The 20,105-nt window shown below is 61.0% G+C and carries 18 protein-coding genes; 12 read left to right on the forward strand and 6 right to left on the reverse strand.

Translation table 11 applies throughout. The annotated features are described in order from the left end of the window. Positions 1-4: 4 nt before the first annotated feature. On the reverse strand, positions 5-529 hold the full coding sequence (locus ACW9I6_RS05730; RefSeq protein ID WP_143495556.1) for a GNAT family N-acetyltransferase: 525 nt from the start codon (positions 527-529) through the stop codon (positions 5-7). Positions 530-653: 124 nt separating this feature from the next. Here ACW9I6_RS05730 and ACW9I6_RS05735 point away from each other — a divergent pair, with 124 nt between their 5' ends. From ACW9I6_RS05735 to ACW9I6_RS05750, 4 genes are all read left to right on the forward strand, one after another. After that, the gene (locus ACW9I6_RS05735; protein ID WP_102607495.1) at positions 654-1,373 is read left to right on the forward strand and encodes an SDR family NAD(P)-dependent oxidoreductase; all 720 of its coding nucleotides are present in this window, start codon (positions 654-656) and stop codon (positions 1,371-1,373) included. A 142-nt stretch (positions 1,374-1,515) separates the two neighbouring features. Then, positions 1,516-1,893 (forward strand): response regulator, encoded by a 378-nt coding sequence (locus tag ACW9I6_RS05740; RefSeq protein ID WP_003210361.1) that lies wholly within the window; start codon positions 1,516-1,518, stop codon positions 1,891-1,893. A gap of 101 nt (positions 1,894-1,994) precedes the next feature. Further along, complete coding sequence (locus ACW9I6_RS05745) at positions 1,995-2,609, forward strand: biliverdin-producing heme oxygenase (protein WP_177069715.1); 615 nt, start codon at positions 1,995-1,997, stop codon at positions 2,607-2,609. Further along, positions 2,606-4,834 (forward strand): ATP-binding protein, encoded by a 2,229-nt coding sequence (locus ACW9I6_RS05750; RefSeq protein ID WP_457339035.1) that lies wholly within the window; start codon positions 2,606-2,608, stop codon positions 4,832-4,834. The genes ACW9I6_RS05745 and ACW9I6_RS05750 overlap by 4 nt, the downstream gene beginning before the upstream one ends. Positions 4,835-5,194: 360 nt before the next feature. Here ACW9I6_RS05750 and ACW9I6_RS05755 read toward each other — a convergent pair whose 3' ends face one another. Together ACW9I6_RS05755 and ACW9I6_RS05760 are read right to left on the reverse strand one after the other, a co-directional pair. Beyond that, the gene (locus ACW9I6_RS05755) at positions 5,195-6,514 is read right to left on the reverse strand and encodes an ATP-binding protein (protein WP_457339036.1); all 1,320 of its coding nucleotides are present in this window, start codon (positions 6,512-6,514) and stop codon (positions 5,195-5,197) included. Further along, entirely contained in the window at positions 6,511-7,221 is a 711-nt protein-coding gene (locus ACW9I6_RS05760; protein ID WP_457339037.1) for a response regulator, read from the reverse strand. Before ACW9I6_RS05760 ends, ACW9I6_RS05755 begins: the two co-directional genes overlap by 4 nt. A 164-nt stretch (positions 7,222-7,385) precedes the next feature. Here ACW9I6_RS05760 and ACW9I6_RS05765 point away from each other — a divergent pair, with 164 nt between their 5' ends. The 4 genes from ACW9I6_RS05765 to ACW9I6_RS05780 all read left to right on the forward strand — a co-directional run bounded on the left by ACW9I6_RS05765 (position 7,386) and on the right by ACW9I6_RS05780 (position 11,617). Next, on the forward strand, positions 7,386-8,174 hold the full coding sequence (locus tag ACW9I6_RS05765) for an MlaA family lipoprotein (RefSeq protein ID WP_457339038.1): 789 nt from the start codon (positions 7,386-7,388) through the stop codon (positions 8,172-8,174). Then, positions 8,164-8,409, forward strand: a complete 246-nt coding sequence (locus ACW9I6_RS05770) for a hypothetical protein (RefSeq protein WP_003210371.1) — start codon at positions 8,164-8,166, stop codon at positions 8,407-8,409. The genes ACW9I6_RS05765 and ACW9I6_RS05770 overlap by 11 nt, the downstream gene beginning before the upstream one ends. 137 nt (positions 8,410-8,546) lie before the next feature. Further along, positions 8,547-10,466, forward strand: coding sequence for an alkaline phosphatase D family protein (locus ACW9I6_RS05775; protein ID WP_177008172.1), 1,920 nt, complete (start codon positions 8,547-8,549; stop codon positions 10,464-10,466). Between the two features lie 137 nt (positions 10,467-10,603). Next, a complete protein-coding gene (locus ACW9I6_RS05780) occupies positions 10,604-11,617 on the forward strand; it encodes a diguanylate cyclase (protein WP_023659140.1) in 1,014 nt (337 codons plus the stop codon). A gap of 4 nt (positions 11,618-11,621) precedes the next feature. Here the strand turns inward: ACW9I6_RS05780 and ACW9I6_RS05785 are convergent, their stop codons facing one another. Next, positions 11,622-12,650, reverse strand: a complete 1,029-nt coding sequence (locus ACW9I6_RS05785) for an amino acid ABC transporter substrate-binding protein (protein WP_457339039.1) — start codon at positions 12,648-12,650, stop codon at positions 11,622-11,624. A 144-nt stretch (positions 12,651-12,794) separates the two neighbouring features. Between ACW9I6_RS05785 and ACW9I6_RS05790 the strand changes: the two genes are divergently transcribed. Both ACW9I6_RS05790 and ACW9I6_RS05795 read left to right on the forward strand, forming a co-directional pair. Continuing rightward, positions 12,795-13,691, forward strand: coding sequence for a LysR substrate-binding domain-containing protein (locus ACW9I6_RS05790; protein WP_102605928.1), 897 nt, complete (start codon positions 12,795-12,797; stop codon positions 13,689-13,691). Between the two features lie 106 nt (positions 13,692-13,797). Further along, positions 13,798-15,048: a 2-aminoadipate transaminase gene (locus tag ACW9I6_RS05795; RefSeq protein WP_008438489.1), complete on the forward strand. Its 1,251-nt coding sequence runs from the start codon at positions 13,798-13,800 to the stop codon at positions 15,046-15,048. 44 nt (positions 15,049-15,092) lie between these two features. Here ACW9I6_RS05795 and ACW9I6_RS05800 read toward each other — a convergent pair whose 3' ends face one another. Together ACW9I6_RS05800 and ACW9I6_RS05805 are read right to left on the reverse strand one after the other, a co-directional pair. Continuing rightward, positions 15,093-15,476 carry a DUF1640 domain-containing protein gene (locus tag ACW9I6_RS05800; RefSeq protein WP_003210382.1) on the reverse strand — a complete coding sequence of 128 codons (384 nt, stop codon included), beginning with the start codon at positions 15,474-15,476 and terminating at the stop codon, positions 15,093-15,095. 1 nt (position 15,477) lies between these two features. Further along, positions 15,478-15,735, reverse strand: coding sequence for a hypothetical protein (locus ACW9I6_RS05805; protein WP_003210383.1), 258 nt, complete (start codon positions 15,733-15,735; stop codon positions 15,478-15,480). A 294-nt stretch (positions 15,736-16,029) separates the two neighbouring features. On the opposite strand from ACW9I6_RS05805, the gene ACW9I6_RS05810 reads away from it, so the two are divergent. Both ACW9I6_RS05810 and ACW9I6_RS05815 read left to right on the forward strand, forming a co-directional pair. Then, positions 16,030-17,367, forward strand: coding sequence for a carbohydrate porin (locus ACW9I6_RS05810; protein ID WP_177069703.1), 1,338 nt, complete (start codon positions 16,030-16,032; stop codon positions 17,365-17,367). Between the two features lie 113 nt (positions 17,368-17,480). Beyond that, positions 17,481-19,898 (forward strand): glucose/quinate/shikimate family membrane-bound PQQ-dependent dehydrogenase, encoded by a 2,418-nt coding sequence (locus ACW9I6_RS05815; RefSeq protein ID WP_003210387.1) that lies wholly within the window; start codon positions 17,481-17,483, stop codon positions 19,896-19,898. Positions 19,899-20,105: the final 207 nt, after the last annotated feature.

Raw genomic sequence — 20,105 nt, forward strand, 5'->3', positions numbered from 1 at the left:
TTACTTACCGCGCTACGACCTGCCATGACATGGCACAGCGACTGCCCGGCGCAAAACCGTGACGATACTCCTCACGCAGAGCCTCTGCCAAACGATGATCCGGCGCCAGCGAATGTGCTTGCTCAAATCCCAGCCGCTGATAAAACGGGCTGTTCCAGGGCACGTCGCAAAATGTGGTCAAGGTGACTGCCCGCAACCGGCGCGAGCGAGCCTCATTCATCACGGCCTCAAGCAATTGCCGCCCTGCGCCACGGCCCTGCATGACCTGCGCCACCGACAGTTCATGGATGTGCAGGTCGTCATCAAGCATCTGTGCACTGAGAAAACCCTGGACCTGGCCAGCAGCATCCACCGCCACCCAACACGTACCCCACGCGATCAACTGCAGATGACGTTCAACACTCATGACCTCGGCATCGGCCAGCCAGCTCAAGGATTCGATCGCACGAAAGGACTGGGCCGCACTGCGCTCTATTGCAGGTAAACACACTGCGTCGGGTGCGGCGGCAAGTCGGATAACAGTCAGCATGAGGCAACCCGGGATCGTTGAAACACCTGAGATTAACATCTGGAAACAGCCACTCAATTGATATCACCCCACCACTCTGCTTGCATGCCCGCTCCTCTCGGCACAGCGGTTCAGGAGACAAGCGATGAAAACCATGGTGGTCGGTGCAAGCAAAGGATTGGGCAGGGCCTTGATGGAAGGGCTGGGCGGGGTTGGGGATACGCTGATCGGGGTGTCCCGCAGTCGCCCTGATCCCTTGATGTGCAGCACTGGCGCCGAGGTGCGCTGGGTGGAAGCAGACCTTGGCGTGCCTGGCCAAGCGGCGCACGTCATCGAGCAGGCGGTGGCGGCAGGCGGGCTGGACACACTGATCTATAACCTGGGCATCTGGGAGGCGCGGGCGTTTGATCCGGCGTACAGCTATCTCACCGACGAGGACACGCAACTGGAAGCCATCGTCAGTTGCAACATCACCGCACCGCTGTTGTTGATCAAGCGGCTGCTGCCGGTGTTATTGAAGAGCCCACAGCCGCGCATCATCCTCACAGGCTCGACCTCGGGACTGCCCCAGAGCGGCCGGCCCGAAGTGGCGTTCGGCGCCTCGAAATTCGCCTTGCGCGGCATCGCCGATGCGCTGCGTGAAGGCTATCGCCAGCAACGCCTGGGTGTCACTTGCCTGAACCTGGGCTATCTGAATACCGAAGATTCCTTGAGCACCTCACGCACCCAGGCCGAACAGCGCGGTGAGGGCCAATTGATTCCGGTGCATGACGTGGTGCAGGTGGTGCGTATGGTCTTGAGCCTGTCCGGCGCCAGTTTCGTCAAGGAGCTGACGTTGCCGGCGCTGCTGGATGAACGCTTCTAGCAGGTTTCGCCAGTGGAGCGCCCTGCCCTGACGCAATTCAAAGACAACCAAATGACCACCCATCGCAAAAAAAACATCCAATCGAACCTAATCGACGGCGCCCCACTCCACCTTACTTAACCCGGATGGTGGAGTAAGGATCATGGCTCAGCCATCGATATTGGTGCTGGAAGACGACGAAATCATTCGCTCGTTGATGGTAGATGTACTGGAGGATTTCGGCGCGGTGGTGACCTCGTTCCCGTCCGCAGACGAAGGAATGATTTTTCTTGAACGAGCCAGTGATCCGGTAGACTTGATTGTCAGCGATATCCAGATGCCCGGCCTGCTCAATGGCTACGACTTGAGCAAAGTAGTCGCCCATCGCTGGCCGACGCTGCCGGTGGTGCTGACCTCGGGCAACACCGCAATGGCCTCGCAGTTGGGCAGCACCGTGCGGTTCCTGCCCAAGCCGTGGACCACCAAGCGCCTGATCGACTGCGTGCAGTCGGCCCTGGTGCAGGGTTCGCCCATGCACTGATAGCATCGCGATATCAGCCAAGGCGAACTTCACGGCGACTCCTGCGGTCAGTTATTAAGCAACCTTACATGGCCAGCAGGCCCCCAGTTCGAGTTTACTGAATGCATTCACAGGCCCATGACGTTGGTGCGCCCCCTGTACTTGAAGCCCTGCGCTCGGGTACCGCTTTACTGCACGTCGCCCTGGAAAAGCGCTTGCCGTTTTTCTCCCCGCAGCTCGATCACACTCGGTATAAACGCCTGCTCCAGGCCTATTACGGGTTCTACAACCCTCTGGAAACGACGCTGAACGACAGCGGCTTGATCCCCGTGGGGTTTGATCAGGTGCTGCGTCGCAAAACTCCCACCTTGCTGACGGATCTTCACGCTCTGGGCCTGGACGCCCGAGCCATCGCCGCCCTTCCCCATTGCCTGTCGCTACCGCTCCTCGACACGCCGGCCGCCTGCCTGGGCGCGCTGTATGTGTTGGAAGGCGCCACCCTGGGCGGGCAAATCCTGCGCCGGGAAATGGCCCAGCGCCTGGGACTGGATGCCGACAACGGCGGCGCGTTTCTCAACGTGTACGGCGCTGAAACCGGTCGGCGCTGGAAAGACTTTCTCGACTACCTGAGCCATGTGCCCCTCGATGCGCACGCCAAACTGCGCGCCGTGAACGCGGCCCGCTCGACATTCAGCTGCTTTGAGCAATGGCTCGACAGCCAGGAGGTACTGCTATGAAACCCGAAGATTTTGAAGAGTTGCTTGCCAACTGTGCAGACGAACCCATCCGCTTCCCGGGGGCCATCCAGCCCCACGGTGCGCTGCTGACCCTGTCCGAGCCGGAACTGCATATCGTGCAGGTGAGCGCCAACGTAGCCGAACTGTTCAACCACTCACCGGAATCCTTGCTAGGCCAGCCGCTGCACACATTGATCGGCATTGAACATGCCGAAGCCGTCCGGGCCATGGTCACGCAAAACAGCTTTTTCGACGCCGCACCGCTGCACATGACCCTCAACGGCGCCGAGTTCGAAGGCTTGCTGCACCGCCATCAGGATGTGCTGGTGCTGGAGTTCGAACCACGGCTCAAGGACTTCCAGCCGCGGGCACTCAATGGTCGGACCAGCAACCTGGGCAAGATGCTGCAACGCCTGCAGGCGGCGAAAACCCTGCAAGCCTTGTATGAAATCAGCGTCAACGAAATCCAGGCCATGACCGGCTACGACCGGGTGCTGATTTATCGTTTCGAAGAGGAAGGCCACGGCCAGGTGATCGCCGAAGCGTCCGCCCCGTCGATGGAATTGTTCAACGGCCTGTTCTTCCCGGCGTCTGACATCCCCGAACAAGCCCGGGAGCTGTACCGCACCAATTGGCTGCGGATCATCCCCAATGCCGATTACGAGGCAGTGCCGCTGGTGCCCAGGTTGCGCCCGGACACCGGCCAGCCCCTGGACCTGAGCTTCGCCACCCTGCGCAGCGTGTCGCTGATTCACTGCCAGTACATGAAAAACATGGGGGTGCTGTCGTCCATGAGCATCTCCCTGATGGCCGGCGACAAACTCTGGGGCCTGATCAGTTGCGGCAACCGCCAGCCGCTGCTGGTGCCCAATGATTTGCGCACCGCGTGCCAGACTATCGGCCAGGTGCTGTCGTTGCAGATCAGCGCCATGGAGGCCCTGGACCTAAGCCGCCAGCGCGAAGAAAAAGTCGAGGCCCTGGCCTTGCTCAGCCAGGCCATGCAGGCCTCGCCCGCAAACGTCTTCGATGGCCTGGCGCAGCGTCCGCAATTGCTGATGGACCTGACCCTCGCAGGCGGTGTGGCAATCATCGAAGACAAGCAACTGCACCGCTACGGCAATTGCCCGGAACCTGCGCAGATTCGCGCCCTGCACAAGTGGCTGCAAGAGACCGGGCAGCCGGTGTTTGCCAGCCATAACCTGGCCTCGGTTTACCCGCCGGCGGCTGAATACCAGCACGTAGCCAGTGGCGTGCTGGCCATGAGCTTGCCCAAGCCGGTGGACAACGGCGTGTTGTGGTTTCGTCCCGAAGTGAAGGAAAACATCAACTGGAGCGGCGACCCGAACAAACCCCTGGACCTGGAAAGCACCGACGCGGGCCTGCACCTTCGCCCACGCACCTCGTTTGAAATCTGGAAGGTGGAGATGGCCGGCATTTCCACCAAATGGAGCCACGGTGACCGCTTCGCCGCCAACGACCTGCGCCGCTCGGCCCTGGAAAATGACCTGGCCCGCCAGGTGCTGCGTGAACAACAGGCGGTGCGCGCCCGGGATGAACTGGTGGCGGTGGTTTCCCACGACCTGCGCAACCCGATGACGGTGATCTCGATGCTCTGCGGCATGATGCAAAAGGCCTTCAGTTCCGATGGCCCACACACCTCGCGACGGATTTCCTCGGCCATCGATACCATGCAACAAGCCGCCGGGCGCATGAATGTGCTGCTGGAAGATTTGCTCGACACCTCGAAGATCGAAGCCGGGCGCTACACCGTCAAGCCGGTGGCCCTGGACGTGAGCCAGATGTTCGAGGAGGCCTATTCACTGCTCGCGCCCCTGGCGATGGAAAAGGGCATCGACCTGTCCTTCAATGCCGAACCCGGGCTGCAAATCCATGCCGACCCGGAACGGTTGTTCCAGGTGCTGTCGAACCTGATCGGCAACGCCATCAAGTTCACCCCGCGCCAGGGCAATATCGGCATCAGTGCGTTGAGCAATGGCGAAGAGATCGTGTTTTCGGTACGTGACTCCGGCGAAGGGATCGCCCCTGATCAGTTGCCTCACGTGTTTGATCGCTACTGGACGCAAACCGAAAACAATCCCACCGGCAGCGGCCTGGGCTTGTACATCACCCAAGGCATCGTGCAGGCCCACGGCGGGCGGATCGAGGCTGAGAGTGAGTTGGGGCGAGGCAGCGAGTTTCGGTTTACGGTGCCCAAGCCGGCTTGAAACGGCGCCTCATCGAGACGGCGAAGCATATGGAAACCCAAAGGCCCGGAACGCCGGACCGGGCCAGGGCCACTGATCAGGACGCACTCAAAGGGAGGTGAATGCGCACACTTCACGTCCTTTCTAATGAGAGCCAAAATCTATGTCCTTTCCAATCATTGGCAGCGCTTTCCATATCCAATCCTTCAATGGGCCCACTCATTCGCCTCAAGCCACTCAACCCGTCCAACCTGTTCAGCCGGCCCCCAAACCAAACGATGAGCCCTCGCGTAGCAGCTCCAACCAGCAAATTTTTCAGTCGAATAGCGGTAATCTGACTGATCTGGGAAAAGGCAATTTGCCGTGAGGGTTTAAGCCTTCCTAAACCGGCAACACCACCACGGCGACCAACCCGCCACACGGGCGATTCTCCAACGTCAGCGTTCCACCGTGTTCCAGGACAATCGCCCGTGCCGTGGAAAGGCCCAAACCGACCCCGCCGGTACTTTTATTGCGTGAGCCTTCCAGCCGAAAGAACGGCAGGAACACCTGCTCATGCTGCTCCTGCGGGATGCCCGGGCCACGGTCCAGTACCCGTATCGTCACCACGCCCGGACTCTGTTGCAGTTCGATTTCCGGCGCCCGCCCGTAGTGGATCGCATTGTCCATCAGGTTGGTCATCACTCGCTTGAGCCCCAGCGGACGACCGAAATACACCAGCCGTGGCGGGCCATTGAAGCCGATGTCGATGGACTGATCGCGGTAGTCGTCAATCAGCGTTTGCAGCAACTCCGCAAGGTCCAGTTGGGTGGCCTGTTCCAGGCGCGCATCGTCGCGAAAGAATTCCAGCGCGGTGTTGATCATCGCCTGCATCTCGTCGACATCCCGGAACAGGCGGTGCTGCTGGTCGGCATCTTCGATGAATTCCCCCCGCAGGCGCAGGCGGGTCAGCGGCGCACGCAGGTCATGGGAAATCGCGGCGAGCATCTGGGTGCGGTCCTGGATGAAGTGCTGCAACTGCGCCTGCATGCCGTTGAACGCGAGAATCGCCTGGCGGATTTCCTGGGGGCCGACCGGCTCGATAGGCGGCGCACGAAAGTCGGCGCCGAAACGTCGCACACCCTGGGCGAAATACTGCAGCGGCCGGGCCAGGCGCCGGGTGGCGATCAGCGTGACCAGCGCGGTGGAAATCAGTACCAGCATCAGCACGATCAGGCTTCGCGGGCCTTCCGCCAGGCCCCAGCTGCGCGACGGCGCGCTGAACATCAGCCAGGATTCATCCACCAGTTGCACCACCAGCGCATAGCGCCCGCCGGGGCCAGGCCAGTCGGACGGTTCGTAGGCTTCCATCCGCCGCTCCGGCCCCTTGAGCAGCTGCTTGAACACCTGGTCGGAGTGAAACCCCGGGTCTTCCAGAACCGGCACATCAATGCCTGTGCGGGTGGCCGACCAACTCACATTGAAGCTGTCATCGGCCACTGCCCGAGTCAGTTGCGCGCGCTGGGACGGCTCTGCCGCTTCGATCATCCGCACGATCACCGCGACCTTCTCCAACAGGCCGGTTTCACCCAACGGCGGCCTGGCCCAAACGCCAGCCAGTTGCACAAACAGCGCATTGAAGGCCAGCGCAGTGAGCATCGCAATCAGGATAGTCAGGGCAATCCAGCGGGCCACGGTGTCCCGAGGTTTGAAGCGGCTCATGAGCGGGTCACCGCGACGGTGAACTGGTAACCACCGTTGCGCACGGTACGAATCATCGCCGGGCGCTTGGTGTCGAACTCCAGCTTGCGTCGCAGGCGGCTGACCTGCACGTCGATGCTGCGGTCGAAGGCGTCGTGGCTATGGCCCCGCGCCAGGTTCAGCAATTGCTCGCGGGTCAGTACGCGCTGCGGGTGTTCGACGAACACCAGCAGCAGGTCGAACTCGCCGGACGACAACGGGATCATCACCTGGTCCGGCGAGCGCAACTGCCGGCGCGTCAGGTCCAGTTGCCAACCGGCGAAGCGAATCAACGGGCGCGACACATCCCCCAACGTCGGCCGGTTTTCACCCGCCCGACGCAGTACGGCGCGCACCCGGGCAAGTAATTCACGGGCATCGAAAGGTTTGCTCAGGTAATCATCGGCGCCCATTTCCAGGCCCACCACGCGATCACTCAGTTCGCCCATGGCGGTCAGCATGATCACCGGTGTTGCGTATTGCTGGCGCAGGCGCTGGCACAGCAACAGGCCGTTATCCCCCGGCAGCATCAGGTCGAGGATGATCAGGTCGGCAGGTGTACGCTCCATGGCCGCCCACAGCTCGGCGCCATTGGCGGCGGTCTCGACCGTGTAGCCATGTTGCAGGAAGAATTTCTTCAGCAGGGCGAGGACCTCGAGGTCATCGTCCACGATTAAAAGATGGCTCACCGATGGGCATCACTTGGTCTTGTCGATGCGCCATCTAAAACCATTCGACGCGGCCCGTCATATATTTCAATCGTGCAATAAAGCGTCAACGGCGCAATAAAGCAGACATCTTTGCGCAAGCTGCGGCTGCCAGCATCGGCTTCCTTTTCCCGGAGACTGACCCCATGCGCTCGCTGACGTATCCCCAGCACCTGGCTCGCCAGGCGGTGTTGTTGCTGACTGTGTCTTACCTCACAGGCTGCGCGGGCCCGGCCAACGTAACGAGTACCACACGCTGCGCACAGGTTTCCTACCCGGTGTATGACCCCGCCGAACCAGTCAACCGGGGCGTGTTCGCCTTCAACCGCGCGGTGGATGACTACGCCCTGGCGCCTGTAGCCCGAGGCTACCGATACATGCCGGAGTTTTTCCAGCAGGGTGTGCATAACTTCGCCAGCAACTTCAGCGAACCCAAGGTCTTCATCAACGACCTGCTGCAAGGCAACCCACGGCGCTCGATCAACACCCTGGGACGTTTTGCGGTGAACACCACCGTGGGGATCGTCGGCTTGATTGATGTCTCGGACCCGCTGGGCATCCCTCGCCACACCGCCGACTTCGGCCAGACCTTTGGCGTGTGGGGGATTGGCAACGGGCCGATTGTCGAACTGCCGTTGCTGGGCACCGGCAACAGCCGCGATGCGGCGGGCAAGGTCCTGAACTTCCTGGTGGCGCCGCTGGGCGACAGCGATACCGTGCAAACCCTGGGCACCATCAGCCTGGTGGGTGGCACAGTGGACACGCGCGCCTCGTTGCTGCCGCTGACCGACAGCCTGCAAAAGCTGCCGGACTACTACAGTGCCTTGCGTAACGTGGTGGCCGAACACCGCGCGGCCTTTGTGCTGGAGGGCAAGCAGGGGGCGACGTCGCCTCAGGCCGATAATTGTGCACAGGGAGCCGGCGATGATTTCTGAATCAAGCTCACTGGTCCTGCAACGTCAGGTTCGTAAACGCGGGACCAGCGCCCTGCTCTGCCGGGAGACCCGCCTGAGCCTGTCGTCGGAGCAGGGCCGCCTGGTGCTGAGCCGCTATGTCGAACGGTACAGCCCGCAGGGTGTGCGCTGGGTCGAGCGCCAGCACAGTGTGGCCCTGGCCGAAGTGCTGCGCTGGATGATTGCCGAAGGCGAGACCTGCGCCACGCAGTCATGATTTGAGATGAAAGGTTTATAGCCCGGGCCAGTGGGCGCCGGGTAATTTGCCGCTCGCCCGGGTATCGCGCCTTAACAAAACGCTGACATTCAATGCGTTACCTTTTCGGCCCAACCTTGCCCAGAGCCGTTGCCTTGATGCCTCACCCCGACACACTTCCCGCTGTACTCGCCGGCCCGTTGCTGCGACGCCTGGAACCGCGGCGCCTGGTGATGTGGCTGGTGGGAAGTCGTCCCCTGGCATTGACCCTGAGGCTGCAAGTCGCCCAAGGCGCGGCGCTCGATATCGAGTTGGACGCCAGCCAATGCAAGGTGGTGCCCGTCGGGCGCCAGGCCTTTATCCACCTGATCGACGTACCGCTGGCGGAAGCCCTGCCCCAGGACGTGAGCATAGGCTACGACCTGCTGGTAAACCGTGCCGGTATCGCCGAATGGGCGCCGCACCTGCTCTACCCGGGCGCACAAGGCCCGCATTTCGTCCTGCACAGCCGCATCCACCAATTGGTCCACGGTTCCTGCCGCAAGCCCCATCACAGCGCAGCCGACGGTTTGCTGTGTGTCGACCGGCTGCTGGCCGAATCGAACACCCTGGAGGAACGCCCGGCCTTGTTGATGATGAGTGGCGACCAGGTCTACGCCGACGATGTCGCGGGGCCGATGCTGCGGGCCATTCATGCGCTGATCACGCGCCTCGGCCTGTTCGACGAACACCTCGACGGTGCCGTCGTCGACAACAGCGCCGCGCTTTATGAGCATGCCGCCAGCTACTACCATCGAGCCGACCTGTTGCCCGCCCTGAAGAGCAACGAGACCCTGCGCGAGCGTTTTTTTGGCGGGGTGAAGAAGCCTATTTTCACCAGCAGCAGCGCCGACAACCACCTGGTGACTTTTGCCGAAGTCATGGCGATGTACCTGCTGGCGTGGTCGCCCGTACCGTGGCAGTTGATCACACCGCAAGCGCCGCAACTGCGCGCCGAAGGGCACGTACGCTATGGGCACGAGCAAGTGCAGATCGACACGTTCCGTGACGGCCTGGGTGGCGTGGCCAGGGTGTTCGCCCACCTCTCCTGCCTGATGATCTTCGATGATCACGACATCACCGACGACTGGAACCTCAGCGCCCAATGGGAAGAAACCGCTTACGGGCATCCGTTCTCCAAGCGCATCATCGGCAACGCACTGCTGGCCTATATGCTGTGCCAGGGCTGGGGCAATAACCCGGATGCGTTCGATACGGTGATCGGCAAAACCCTGGCGCTCACCACACAGGCCCACGACAACTACCTGCAGCCTGACGCTCAAGATGAGCTGGTGGATGACCTGCTGAAGTTCCAGCAATGGCATTACGTGCTGCCCACCACCCCCGCACTGGTAGTGCTCGACACCCGTACCCGGCGCTGGCGCAGCGAGTTCAACCTCAAGCAACCCTCCGGCCTGCTGGACTGGGAAGCACTGAGCGAACTGCAACAGGAGCTGCTGGATCACCCTTGCGCGATAATCGTTTCACCGGCGCCGATCTTCGGCGTCAAACTGATCGAAACCGTGCAGAAGGCCTTCAGCTGGTGCGGCTACCCGCTGCTGGTGGACGCGGAAAACTGGATGGCCCACCGCGGCGCAGCACAGGTGATCCTCAACATCTTTCGTCACTCCCGCACACCGGGCAACTACGTGATCCTCTCGGGAGACGTGCACTACTCGTTCGTCTATGAAGTGCTGATTCGCCACCGCAATGCCGGTCCAAAAATCTGGCAGATCACCAGCAGCGGCATCAAGAACGAATTCCCGCCGCGCTTGCTGGAATGGTTCGACCGTCTCAATCGATGGCTCTACTCACCGCGCTCACCGCTGAACTGGTTCACCCGTCGCCGACTCATGCAGGTAGTGCCGCATATTCCGGAACACGCTGAAGCGGGCGAACGGCTCTGGAATTCTGCCGGGATCGGGCAGGTGTTTTTTAACCGGCAGGGGCAGCCTGAGGCGATTTATCAGCACAATGCCAATGGGGCGCCCAGGACCAGGATGGCGGCGCCTGATCAGAAGCTGAACCCAAGCAAGTAGTGGCTTTTAGCCACACTCTCACTAGACCAAAGACCCCCTTCTAAGCGCCAAGGCGCCGTTGTACAGTACCGCCAGCCACGGAGTATCGGCATCAATTTTGGCTGGCCCCAGGAGCCAGTCCACGCAGGGAGTGCGCAATGGACGATACATCCGGCAGCGAACCGTCAAGGAAGGACTTTTGCGACCTTAACGCCGACATGCTGCATGCCATCATGGAGCTGGTCAGCGACGGGATCTGGGACTGGAACGCCAACACCGGGTTCGTCTACCGCAACCCCGGCTGGTACGAAATGCTCGGCTATGCCCATCACTCCCTGGAAAACAGCGTATTCACCTGGGAAAACGTGATTCATCCCGATGACTATCCCCAAGTGATGGTGCTGTTTGATAACTACATCAACCGCCGCACCACTCACTATCAAGCCGAATACCGCTGCCGCAAGAAAGACGGCTCCTACCTGTGGATCGAAGACCGCGGCTACGTGATCGCACGTAACGACGACGGCTCGGTGGCACGCATGGTCGGCGCCCACCGCAGTATCCAGGCGCGCAAACAGTCCATCGAACAGCTGGAGCGCCGCAATCAATCCCTTGAAGCCCTGGTGGCCGAGCGCACCCGCGAGCTGTCGCGGGTCAATCAACAACTGCAGTTGCAACTGGACGAGAATCGCTCCCTGGCCGAACGCGACGCCTTGACTCGCGTGGCCAATCGTTACCGCCTTGAACGCGTCCTGCTGGAAGAGTGCGCTCGCGCCCAACGGTTTCGCCTGCCGCTGTCGCTGATCGCCATGGACATTGACGACTTCAAGCCCATCAACGATCAGCACGGCCATGCCGTAGGCGATGAAACCCTGGTGCGCGTGGTGGAATGTCTGGAGGCCTGCATTCGCCACGGCGACTTGCTGGCCCGCTGGGGCGGCGATGAATTCATGGTCATCGTGCCCAAAAGCACGTTGGAGACCGCGCGGGAATTGGCCGAGCGAATGCGCTGTGCGCTCAAGGACTTGCCCGCCGTGGGCAGCTTCAAGGTGACGTTGAGCCTCGGCGTGGTAGAGCGACGCAACGATGAGTCACCCGCCTGCCTGATGGCCAGGGCCGATCAGGCGTTGTATCGCTCCAAGGCGGCGGGCAAGGACACGGTTTCTTCGTGAAACCTCAGCGAACCGGCGGCGCGTACTGGATCCCGCCGTTGCTCCACAGGGCATTAAGGCCGCGCTTGATCTTCAGCACGCTGCCCTGGCCGATGTTGCGCTCGAACATCTCGCTGTAGTTGCCCACTTGCTTGACGATCTGCACGACCCAGTCCTTGCGCAGTTTCAGGTCCTTGCCGTAGTCACCGTCTGCGCCGAGCAAACGGGCGACGTCCGGGTTCTTGCTGGACTTGGCTTGCTCTTCAACGTTCTGCGAAGTGATGCCCATTTCCTCGGCATTGAGCATGGCGAACAACGTCCACTTGACGATGCTGAACCACTCGTCGTCGCCCTTGCGCACCAGCGGGCCCAATGGCTCCTTGGAAATCACTTCCGGCAACACCACGAACTCATCCGGGTGAGCCATCTTGATCCGCTGGGCGTACAGCCCCGACTGGTCGGTGGTGAGCACGTCGCAGCGGCCCGCTTCGAGGCCCTTGGCACTTTCGTCAGCAGTGTCGAAGGTAATCGGCGTGTACTTCAGGCCGTTGGCGCGGAAGTAATCCGAGACGTTCAGCTCGGTGGTGGTGCCGGCCTGGATGCAGATGGTCGCGCCGTCCAGGTCCTTGGCGCTCTTCACACCGAGCTTGGTGTTCACCAGGAACCCGATGCCGTCGTAGTAGGTCACGCCGGTGAACACCATGCCCATGCCCGCGTCACGGGAACTGGTCCAGGTGGTGTTGCGGGAAATCAGGTCGATCTCGCCGGATTGCAACGCAGTGAAACGCTCCTTGGCGGTCAACTGGCTGAACTTCACCTTCGACGCATCACCAAAGAGTGCTGCAGCGACGGCGTGGCACACGTCCACATCAATGCCGGTCATCTTGCCGTTGGCGTCCGGCACGCCAAAACCCGGCAACCCATCACTGACCCCACACTGGATAAAACCCTTCTTCTGGATCGCATCCAGGGTCGCCCCTGCGTGGGCGCTCCCTGCCAGTCCCAGTAATGCTGCGGCGGTGAATGCCGCCAACGTGGATTTCATGTGCTTCATGCAAGGCGCTCCCTGTCGGTCTTTATTATTCGGCGCCACAAACCCGCGCCGTTTATAGTGTTGCCGGTCAGTATCAACGGCTTTACACCTTGGCCACAAACGACGTTTAGGCAAAGGCTCCTTCCGATTTGGAATGAACTTCTCATGATCTCGAAACGCTTGACCCCTTCGATGACCGCCCTGCAGTGCTTCGAAGCCGCCGCCCGCCACCTGAGTTTCACCCGCGCTGCCGAAGAACTGCACCTGACCCAGAGCGCGGTGAGCAAGCAGGTGGCACAGCTCGAAGAGATGCTCTGCCACCCGCTGTTCCAGCGAGTACGCCAGCGCTTGTACCTGTCGCCGGCGGGCTCGCTGTACCTGGAGGAAGTACGCAAGATCCTCAACCAGGTAGATATTTCCAGCCGCTACATCCTCACCTACGGTGGCGAGACCGAAGTGCTGCGCATCGCCACCCAGCCGACCTTCGGTGACCGCTGGCTGGTGCCCAAGCTCAAGGATTTTGCCGCGCGCCATCCCAATATCCACCTGGACGTGCGCAACGAACTGGAGCCATTCGACGTGTTGCAGGCCAAGGCGGATATCGCGTTTTTCTTCGGCCAGGGAGCGTGGCCGGGGGCAACTTGCATCGAGTTGTTTCGCGAAGCCGTGGTGCCGGTCTGTGCCCCCGGGTTTGTTGCCGCTGGCAGCGACGCCTCGTCCCGCCACACCTTGCTGCAATGCACCTCGCGCCCGGAAGCCTGGCACGAGTGGTTTCTGGAACAGGGCCTGCACTCGCAAAACAGCTACCACGGGCCGCGTTTCGACACGTTCTACATGTGCATCCGCGCCGCGCAATCGGGGTACGGCGTGGCGTTGGTGCCGCAGTATCTGGTGGCCGAGGAATTGGCGAACGCCAGCCTGATGATCCCCTGGGATTACAGAATGCCGAGTGCCGGCGCGCACTTTATCGCCCATGCCGAACATGCAGGGGAGATCCCGAAAGTGAAGGCGTTCCTGAACTGGATGGTGGATGTGGCGAAGGAGCTTGCTCCCTCGCCATAGCACATCCCGACTTTTAATAATGACCCGGCGACTTTATTTCGTTTGCGGGGCAAGGCGGCTCACGGCTTAGATAAAAGGACGCATCCTATTCTTGAGTCCCGGATCCATGAGCCGCGAAACCATCAGCCAATCGATTTCCATCGTCCACCCCATCAGCCTCAGCCATGGCCGGAACGCCGAAGTCTGGGACACCACCGGCAAGCGCTTCATCGATTTCGTCGGCGGCATCGGCGTGCTCAACCTGGGCCACTGCCACCCGCGTGTGGTGGAGGCGATCCGCGACCAGGCCACCAGGCTCACCCACTACGCCTTCAATGCCGCGCCTCACGCGCCCTACATCGAACTGATGGACCGTCTTACCGCATTCATCCCGGTGGATTACCCGGTCAGTGGCATGCTCACCAACAGTGGCGCGGAAGCGGCGGAAAACGCCCTGAAAATTGTCCGCGGCGCCACTGGCCGCACCGCCGTCATCGCCTTTGACGGTGCGTTTCACGGGCGCACGCTGGCGACGCTCAACCTCAATGGCAAGGTCGCGCCATACAAGCAAAAAGTCGGCGTATTGCCGGGGCCGGTGTTCCACCTGCCCTACCCCAGCCGCGACAACGGCGTGACCTGCGGCGAAGCACTCAAGGCGATGGACCGCCTGTTCAGCGTGGAAATCGACGTCGACGACGTGGCCTGTTTCATCATCGAACCCGTGCAGGGCGAAGGTGGTTTCCTGGCGCTGGACGTGGAATTTGCCCAGGCCCTGCGACGCTTCTGCGATGAGAAAAACATCCTGTTGATTGCCGATGAAATCCAGTCCGGCTTCGGCCGCACCGGCCAGCGCTTCGCCTTCTCACGCCTGGGCATCGAACCGGACCTGATCCTGCTGGGCAAAAGCATCGCCGGCGGTGTGCCGTTGGGTGCGGTGGTGGGTCGCAAGACATTGCTCGACAACCTGCCCAAAGGCGGCCTCGGCGGCACCTACTCCGGTAACCCGATTGCCTGCGCGGCGGCCTTGGCCACCCTGGACGAAATGACGGACGAGCACCTGCAAGGTTGGGGCACGCAGCAGGAAGAAGCGATCGTCAGTCGCTATGAATCATGGTGTTCGAAAAGGCTCTCCCCCTACCTCGGACGCTTGACCGGCGTGGGCGCCATGCGTGGCATCGAACTGGCCAACGCCGACGGCAGCCCGGCGCCACAACAACTGGCCCAACTGCTGGCACTGGCCCGCGAGGCGGGTTTGTTGCTGATGCCCAGCGGCAAATCGCGGCATATCATCCGCCTGCTGGCGCCGTTGACGATTGAAGCGGCGGTGCTGGAGGAAGGGCTGGATATTCTTGAAGAGTGTTTGGCGAAGTTGGCTTAAAAACCAGAAAGCCCGGCGGGAAGCCGGGCTTCGAACGGAAAACGTCAGTGGACGAGTCGGGCGACGCCAAAGGCGATGGCAGACAAGGCGCCAGCTGTTCCGACAAACCATTTCAGCAGTCGGGTTTCCAACGATTGCATATCCGTTCTGAAATTGGCGATTGAGAGATCCAACCTGGAGGTTGCTTCGAGCAGGTCGATTTTGGTCTGCATCAGATCGGACTTGGTGGCCATGTGCTCCTGCATGCCATCCAGCTTCGTCTCGACGCGCTCCAATCTTGCCTCAACTTGTGAAATACGCTTTTCCAAATCGTTTTCTCCTCCGTTGCCCCCACCGCCTGCGCCGCCTTTGCGGTCGTAGCCTGATGACGAACCTTGACGGTACTCCTGGCGAAGATAGCTCACATTATCCTTGAGGTCATTCGCCATTTCAGGCCTCCTTCTTTTGGGTCAAAGCATTCAGTCCATCAGCTACACCTTCCATGCAGTCGATAAACTCATTCAGCTTCACCCATGCTTCATCTGCCGCCTGTTTTACATCCACGTCTTCACTATGTTTGAGCGCACCGGACAAGCTAATGATGCCGGAGCCGAGCCTAGCAATTGCACTGTGATACTGACCGAGAATAATGACTAGTTCCCCGGCTGTTACGGCCTTTGCCTCACCCACGTTGTCGTCGCCTTCCATGTCGACCCCCCATCTGTTTTGGTGACGCAGATAACCACGCCCTCAAACACAAACCAACGCACAGATTGCTACCAAATCCGACGATCCAGCGCACTATTACCAAATCCGAAAGAATCCATCTTCCGTTTAGCCCTTTCTCTCCCCGCGCCAGGGCTTTATCCTTGTCAGCAACAAACTGAAACGTTTCATCATTCCACCAAACCATCGACCGCCCGTGTTCAACGCCCTTGTGCGAACGCGCCAGGCCGCTGTTTGCGTTTCAAAACCATAAAATATTAAGACCCCATTTTGCCTATGCCTGCTTTCCCAAACCTGCGCCTGTGCGCTGCGCTGTTACCGTTCGGCCTGATCAACTGTGCCCAGGCCGCACCTGCCTTTGACGCTGAATCACCGTGGATGCTGGGTGATTTCGGCGGCACTCGGACAGCGCTGTCTCAACAAGGCTACGACTTCAAATTCGACTACACCGGCGAAATGGGCAGCAACCTGCACGGCGGCTCGGATCACGACCGCACTGCGCGCTACAGCGACCAATTCGGCCTGGGCACGCACCTGGATCTGCAGAAGATCCTCGGCTGGCACGACGCCGAGTTCCAGTTGACGGTGACCGAGCGCAGCGGCAACAACATCACCAATGACCGGGTCAACGATCCGCGTGTGGGCGGTTTTACCTCGTCCCAGGAAGTCTGGGGCCGTGGCCAGACCTGGCGCCTGACGCAGATGTGGTACCAGCAGAAATTCTTCGACCAAAAGCTCGACATCAAGGCCGGGCGCTTTGGCGAAGGTGAAGACTTCAACAGCTTCCCCTGCGACTTCCAGAACCTCGCATTCTGCGGCTCGCAGGTCGGTAACTGGGTTGGCAGCATCTGGTACAACTGGCCGGTGAGCCAGTGGGCGATGCGGGTCAAATATCACCTGACGCCCGAGTTGTACGCCCAGGTCGGCGCCTACGAACAGAACCCGTCCAACCTCGATCGCGGCAACGGCTTCAAGCTCAGCGGCAGCGGCACCCAAGGCGCCCTGCTCCCGGTTGAGCTGGTGTGGACGCCTACGCTGAACGGCCTGCCCGGCGAATACCGCGCCGGCTACTACTACAGCAGCGCCAAGGCCAGCGATGTGTATAAAGACCGCAACGACCAGCCGGCAGCCCTCAGCGGCGAGGCCTATCGCAGCGCCTCCAGCAAGCACGGGGTGTGGCTGGGGGTGCAGCAGCAAGTCACCAGCCTGGCCAGCGACCATTCGCGGGGCTTGAACGTGTTCGCCAACGGCACGATGCACGACAAGAAAACCAACGCTGTGGATAACTACGTGCAAGCCGGCGTGGTCTACAAGGGCCTGTTCGACGCTCGCGCCAAGGACGATATCGGTTTCGCCGTGGCCCGGGTGCACGTCAACCCGGCCTACCGCAAGAATGCCGAGGCAAGCAACCAGGCCCACGCGGTATACGACTTCGATGACCCATCCTACCTGCCGATTCAACACACGGAATACAGCGCTGAGCTCTATTACGGCATCCATGTCACCCAGTGGCTGACGGTGCGCCCGAACCTGCAATACATCCGTCACCCCGGAGCCGTGGCCCAGGTGGATGACGCGCTCATCGGCGGGATCAAGCTGCAAAGCTCATTCTGACGTTGTAAGTAAATTCTGAAGAAAACGAATTAGCCCTGAACCAAGCCTGCGCCGGAACGTCATCTACAGTGAACTGTGCGCAATCAATTCAAAACGTAACGGAGAACCACACTATGAGCACTGATGGTGCTTCAAGTCCAAGTCGCCTGCTGCCCAGGCTGCTGGGGATCTTGCTGCTGATAATGGGCCTGGCCTTGTTGGCCGGGGGGATCAAGCTGAGCATGCTCGGCGGGTCGCTGTATTACCTGCTGGCCGGTCTCGGCATCACCGTCACAGGCCTGTTGCTGCTGGCTACACGCCGTGCGGCGCTGGGCTTGTACGCACTGGTGCTGTTTGCCAGCACCGTATGGGCGCTGTGGGAAGTCGGCCTGGACTGGTGGCAACTGGTACCGCGCCTGGCCCTGCTGTTTGCCCTCGGCATCGTCATGCTGCTCCCGTGGTTCCGCCGTCCGTTGCTGCGTGGCCAAGCCTCGCCGCTGGGCACTGGCGCGCTGAGCGTCGCCGTCGTACTGGCCGGCGCCGCTGCATTGGCCAGCCAATTCACCGACCCGGGCGCCATGGTCAAGAAAGGCCAGCTGGACCGCGATGCGGTACCGGGCATGGCCAGCACTGCGCCGGCCCAGGCTGATGGTGACTGGAACTCCTACGGCCGTTCGGCCTTCGGTGATCGTTACTCGCCACTCGCACAGATCACTCCGGAAAACGCCCACAAGCTGGTTCCAGCCTGGACCTTCCGTACTGGCGACATCCCTGGCCCAGGCGATCCCGGTGAAACCACCGCGGAAAACACCCCGCTGAAAGTCAACGGCATGCTCTACGTGTGCACGCCCCACAGCCAGGTGATTGCCCTGGACCCGGACACCGGCAAGGAAATCTGGCGTTTCGACCCGAAGATCAGCACCGAAGGCGCTGCCAACTTCAAGGGTTGGGCGCACATGACCTGCCGTGGCGTGTCGTATCACGATGACGCGGTCTATGCCTCGGAACAGAGCCCGACTGGCAGCGCCAGCCCGGCCGCCGCGCCGAATGCCTGCCCGAAACGCATCTTCGTCCCTACCGCCGACACCCGTCTGATCGCCCTGAACGCCGACACCGGCAAGATGTGCGAAGACTTCGGTGACAAAGGCCAGATCGACTTGCGTGCCAACATCGGCACCTTCGCCCCGGGCGGTTACTACTCCACCTCGCCACCGGCCGTCACCAAGAACCTGGTGGTAATCGGCGGTCACGTGACCGACAACGTCTCCACCGACGAGCCTAGCGGCGTGATCCGTGCGTTCGACGTGCACACCGGCAAGCTGGTGTGGAACTGGGACAGCGGCAACCCGGACGACACCACCCCGTTGGCCGAGGGCAAGACTTACACCCGCAACTCGCCAAACATGTGGTCGATGTTCGCGGTGGACGAAAAACTCGGCATGCTCTACCTGCCGATGGGTAACCAGATGCCCGACCAGTACGGCGGCGACCGGACTCCGGACTCCGAGAAGTACAGCGCCGGCCTGACTGCCCTGGACATCGACAGCGGCCACGTGAAGTGGACCTTCCAGTTCACTCACCATGACCTGTGGGACATGGACGTGGGCGGCCAGCCTTCGCTGATCGACATCAAGACCGCTGACGGCGTGAAGCAAGCGGTGATGGCGTCGACCAAGCAAGGCAGCATCTACGTGATCGACCGCTCGAACGGTCAGCCTGTAGTGCCGATCAATGAAATCCCTGTACCGCAAGGCGCAGTGGCCGGCGATCACACCGCACCGACCCAACCGAAGTCCGACCTGAACTTCATGCCACCGCCCCTCAAGGAGCGTGACATGTGGGGCGTGACGCCGTTCGACCAGATGCTGTGCCGGATTGACTTCAAATCCATGCGCTACGACGGTCCGTTCACCCCGCCGTCGCTGCAGGGCTCGATCGTTTACCCAGGTAACTTCGGCGTGTTCGACTGGGGTGGCATTTCCGTCGACCCGGTTCGCCAGATCGCGTTCGTGAACCCGAGCTACATGGCGTTCAAATCGAAACTGATCCCGGCCGCCGACATTGCCAAGCAAGGTCCGCGTGTCAGCGAAACCGAAGGCGTGCAGCCGAACAAAGGCGCGCCATACGGTGTGATCCTCGAAGCCATGCTGTCGCCACTGGGCCTGCCGTGCCAGGCGCCGGCGTGGGGTTATGTGGCCGCGGTCGACCTGACCAACCACCAGACCATCTGGATGCACAAGAACGGCACCGTGCGTGACAGCTCGCCGGTTCCGATTCCACTGACCATGGGCGTGCCAAGCCTGGGCGGGACTTTTACCACCGCCGGTGGCGTGTCCTTCCTCAGCGGTACCCTTGACCAGTACCTGCGTGCCTATGACGTGAAAAACGGTAAGCAGTTGTGGGAAGGCCGCCTGCCAGCAGGCGCGCAAACCACACCAATGACCTACACCGGCAAGGACGGCAAGCAGTACGTGCTGGTCATGGCCGGCGGTCATGGTTCCCTGGGCACCAAGCAGGGTGACTATGTGATGGCGTTCAAACTGCCGGATTAAGCAAAACCGGCAGTAAGAAAAAGGCGGCTACCTAAGTGGGTAGCCGCCTTTTTTTATGCGTGAAATAAAGCGATCCGATAGCGCCGATGTATTTAAAAGTTTACTCGGAAAAGTCCTATACCTCCCCAAAAGTCTTTCCCTCAACTTTGGCCCTGCGCCATCCGACGCTCACTGTCGCCAGTAAATCCCCAGCCAAACAAACGTTAT

It is taken from the genome of Pseudomonas sp. SDO5522_S412 (genome assembly GCF_054071215.1).

What these genes read in the sequence shown, in the direction of transcription:
- ACW9I6_RS05730 (WP_143495556.1), bottom strand. Translation starts at nt 529, where the DNA reads ATGCTGACTGTTATCCGACTTGCCGCCGCACCCGACGCAGTGTGTTTA.
- ACW9I6_RS05735 (WP_102607495.1), top strand. Translation starts at nt 654, where the DNA reads ATGAAAACCATGGTGGTCGGTGCAAGCAAAGGATTGGGCAGGGCCTTG.
- ACW9I6_RS05740 (WP_003210361.1), top strand. Translation starts at nt 1,516, where the DNA reads ATGGCTCAGCCATCGATATTGGTGCTGGAAGACGACGAAATCATTCGC.
- ACW9I6_RS05745 (WP_177069715.1), top strand. Translation starts at nt 1,995, where the DNA reads ATGCATTCACAGGCCCATGACGTTGGTGCGCCCCCTGTACTTGAAGCC.
- ACW9I6_RS05750 (WP_457339035.1), top strand. Translation starts at nt 2,606, where the DNA reads ATGAAACCCGAAGATTTTGAAGAGTTGCTTGCCAACTGTGCAGACGAA.
- ACW9I6_RS05755 (WP_457339036.1), bottom strand. Translation starts at nt 6,514, where the DNA reads ATGAGCCGCTTCAAACCTCGGGACACCGTGGCCCGCTGGATTGCCCTG.
- ACW9I6_RS05765 (WP_457339038.1), top strand. Translation starts at nt 7,386, where the DNA reads ATGCGCTCGCTGACGTATCCCCAGCACCTGGCTCGCCAGGCGGTGTTG.
- ACW9I6_RS05770 (WP_003210371.1), top strand. Translation starts at nt 8,164, where the DNA reads ATGATTTCTGAATCAAGCTCACTGGTCCTGCAACGTCAGGTTCGTAAA.
- ACW9I6_RS05775 (WP_177008172.1), top strand. Translation starts at nt 8,547, where the DNA reads ATGCCTCACCCCGACACACTTCCCGCTGTACTCGCCGGCCCGTTGCTG.
- ACW9I6_RS05780 (WP_023659140.1), top strand. Translation starts at nt 10,604, where the DNA reads ATGGACGATACATCCGGCAGCGAACCGTCAAGGAAGGACTTTTGCGAC.
- ACW9I6_RS05785 (WP_457339039.1), bottom strand. Translation starts at nt 12,650, where the DNA reads ATGAAGCACATGAAATCCACGTTGGCGGCATTCACCGCCGCAGCATTA.
- ACW9I6_RS05790 (WP_102605928.1), top strand. Translation starts at nt 12,795, where the DNA reads ATGATCTCGAAACGCTTGACCCCTTCGATGACCGCCCTGCAGTGCTTC.
- ACW9I6_RS05795 (WP_008438489.1), top strand. Translation starts at nt 13,798, where the DNA reads ATGAGCCGCGAAACCATCAGCCAATCGATTTCCATCGTCCACCCCATC.
- ACW9I6_RS05800 (WP_003210382.1), bottom strand. Translation starts at nt 15,476, where the DNA reads ATGGCGAATGACCTCAAGGATAATGTGAGCTATCTTCGCCAGGAGTAC.
- ACW9I6_RS05805 (WP_003210383.1), bottom strand. Translation starts at nt 15,735, where the DNA reads ATGGAAGGCGACGACAACGTGGGTGAGGCAAAGGCCGTAACAGCCGGG.
- ACW9I6_RS05810 (WP_177069703.1), top strand. Translation starts at nt 16,030, where the DNA reads ATGCCTGCTTTCCCAAACCTGCGCCTGTGCGCTGCGCTGTTACCGTTC.
- ACW9I6_RS05815 (WP_003210387.1), top strand. Translation starts at nt 17,481, where the DNA reads ATGAGCACTGATGGTGCTTCAAGTCCAAGTCGCCTGCTGCCCAGGCTG.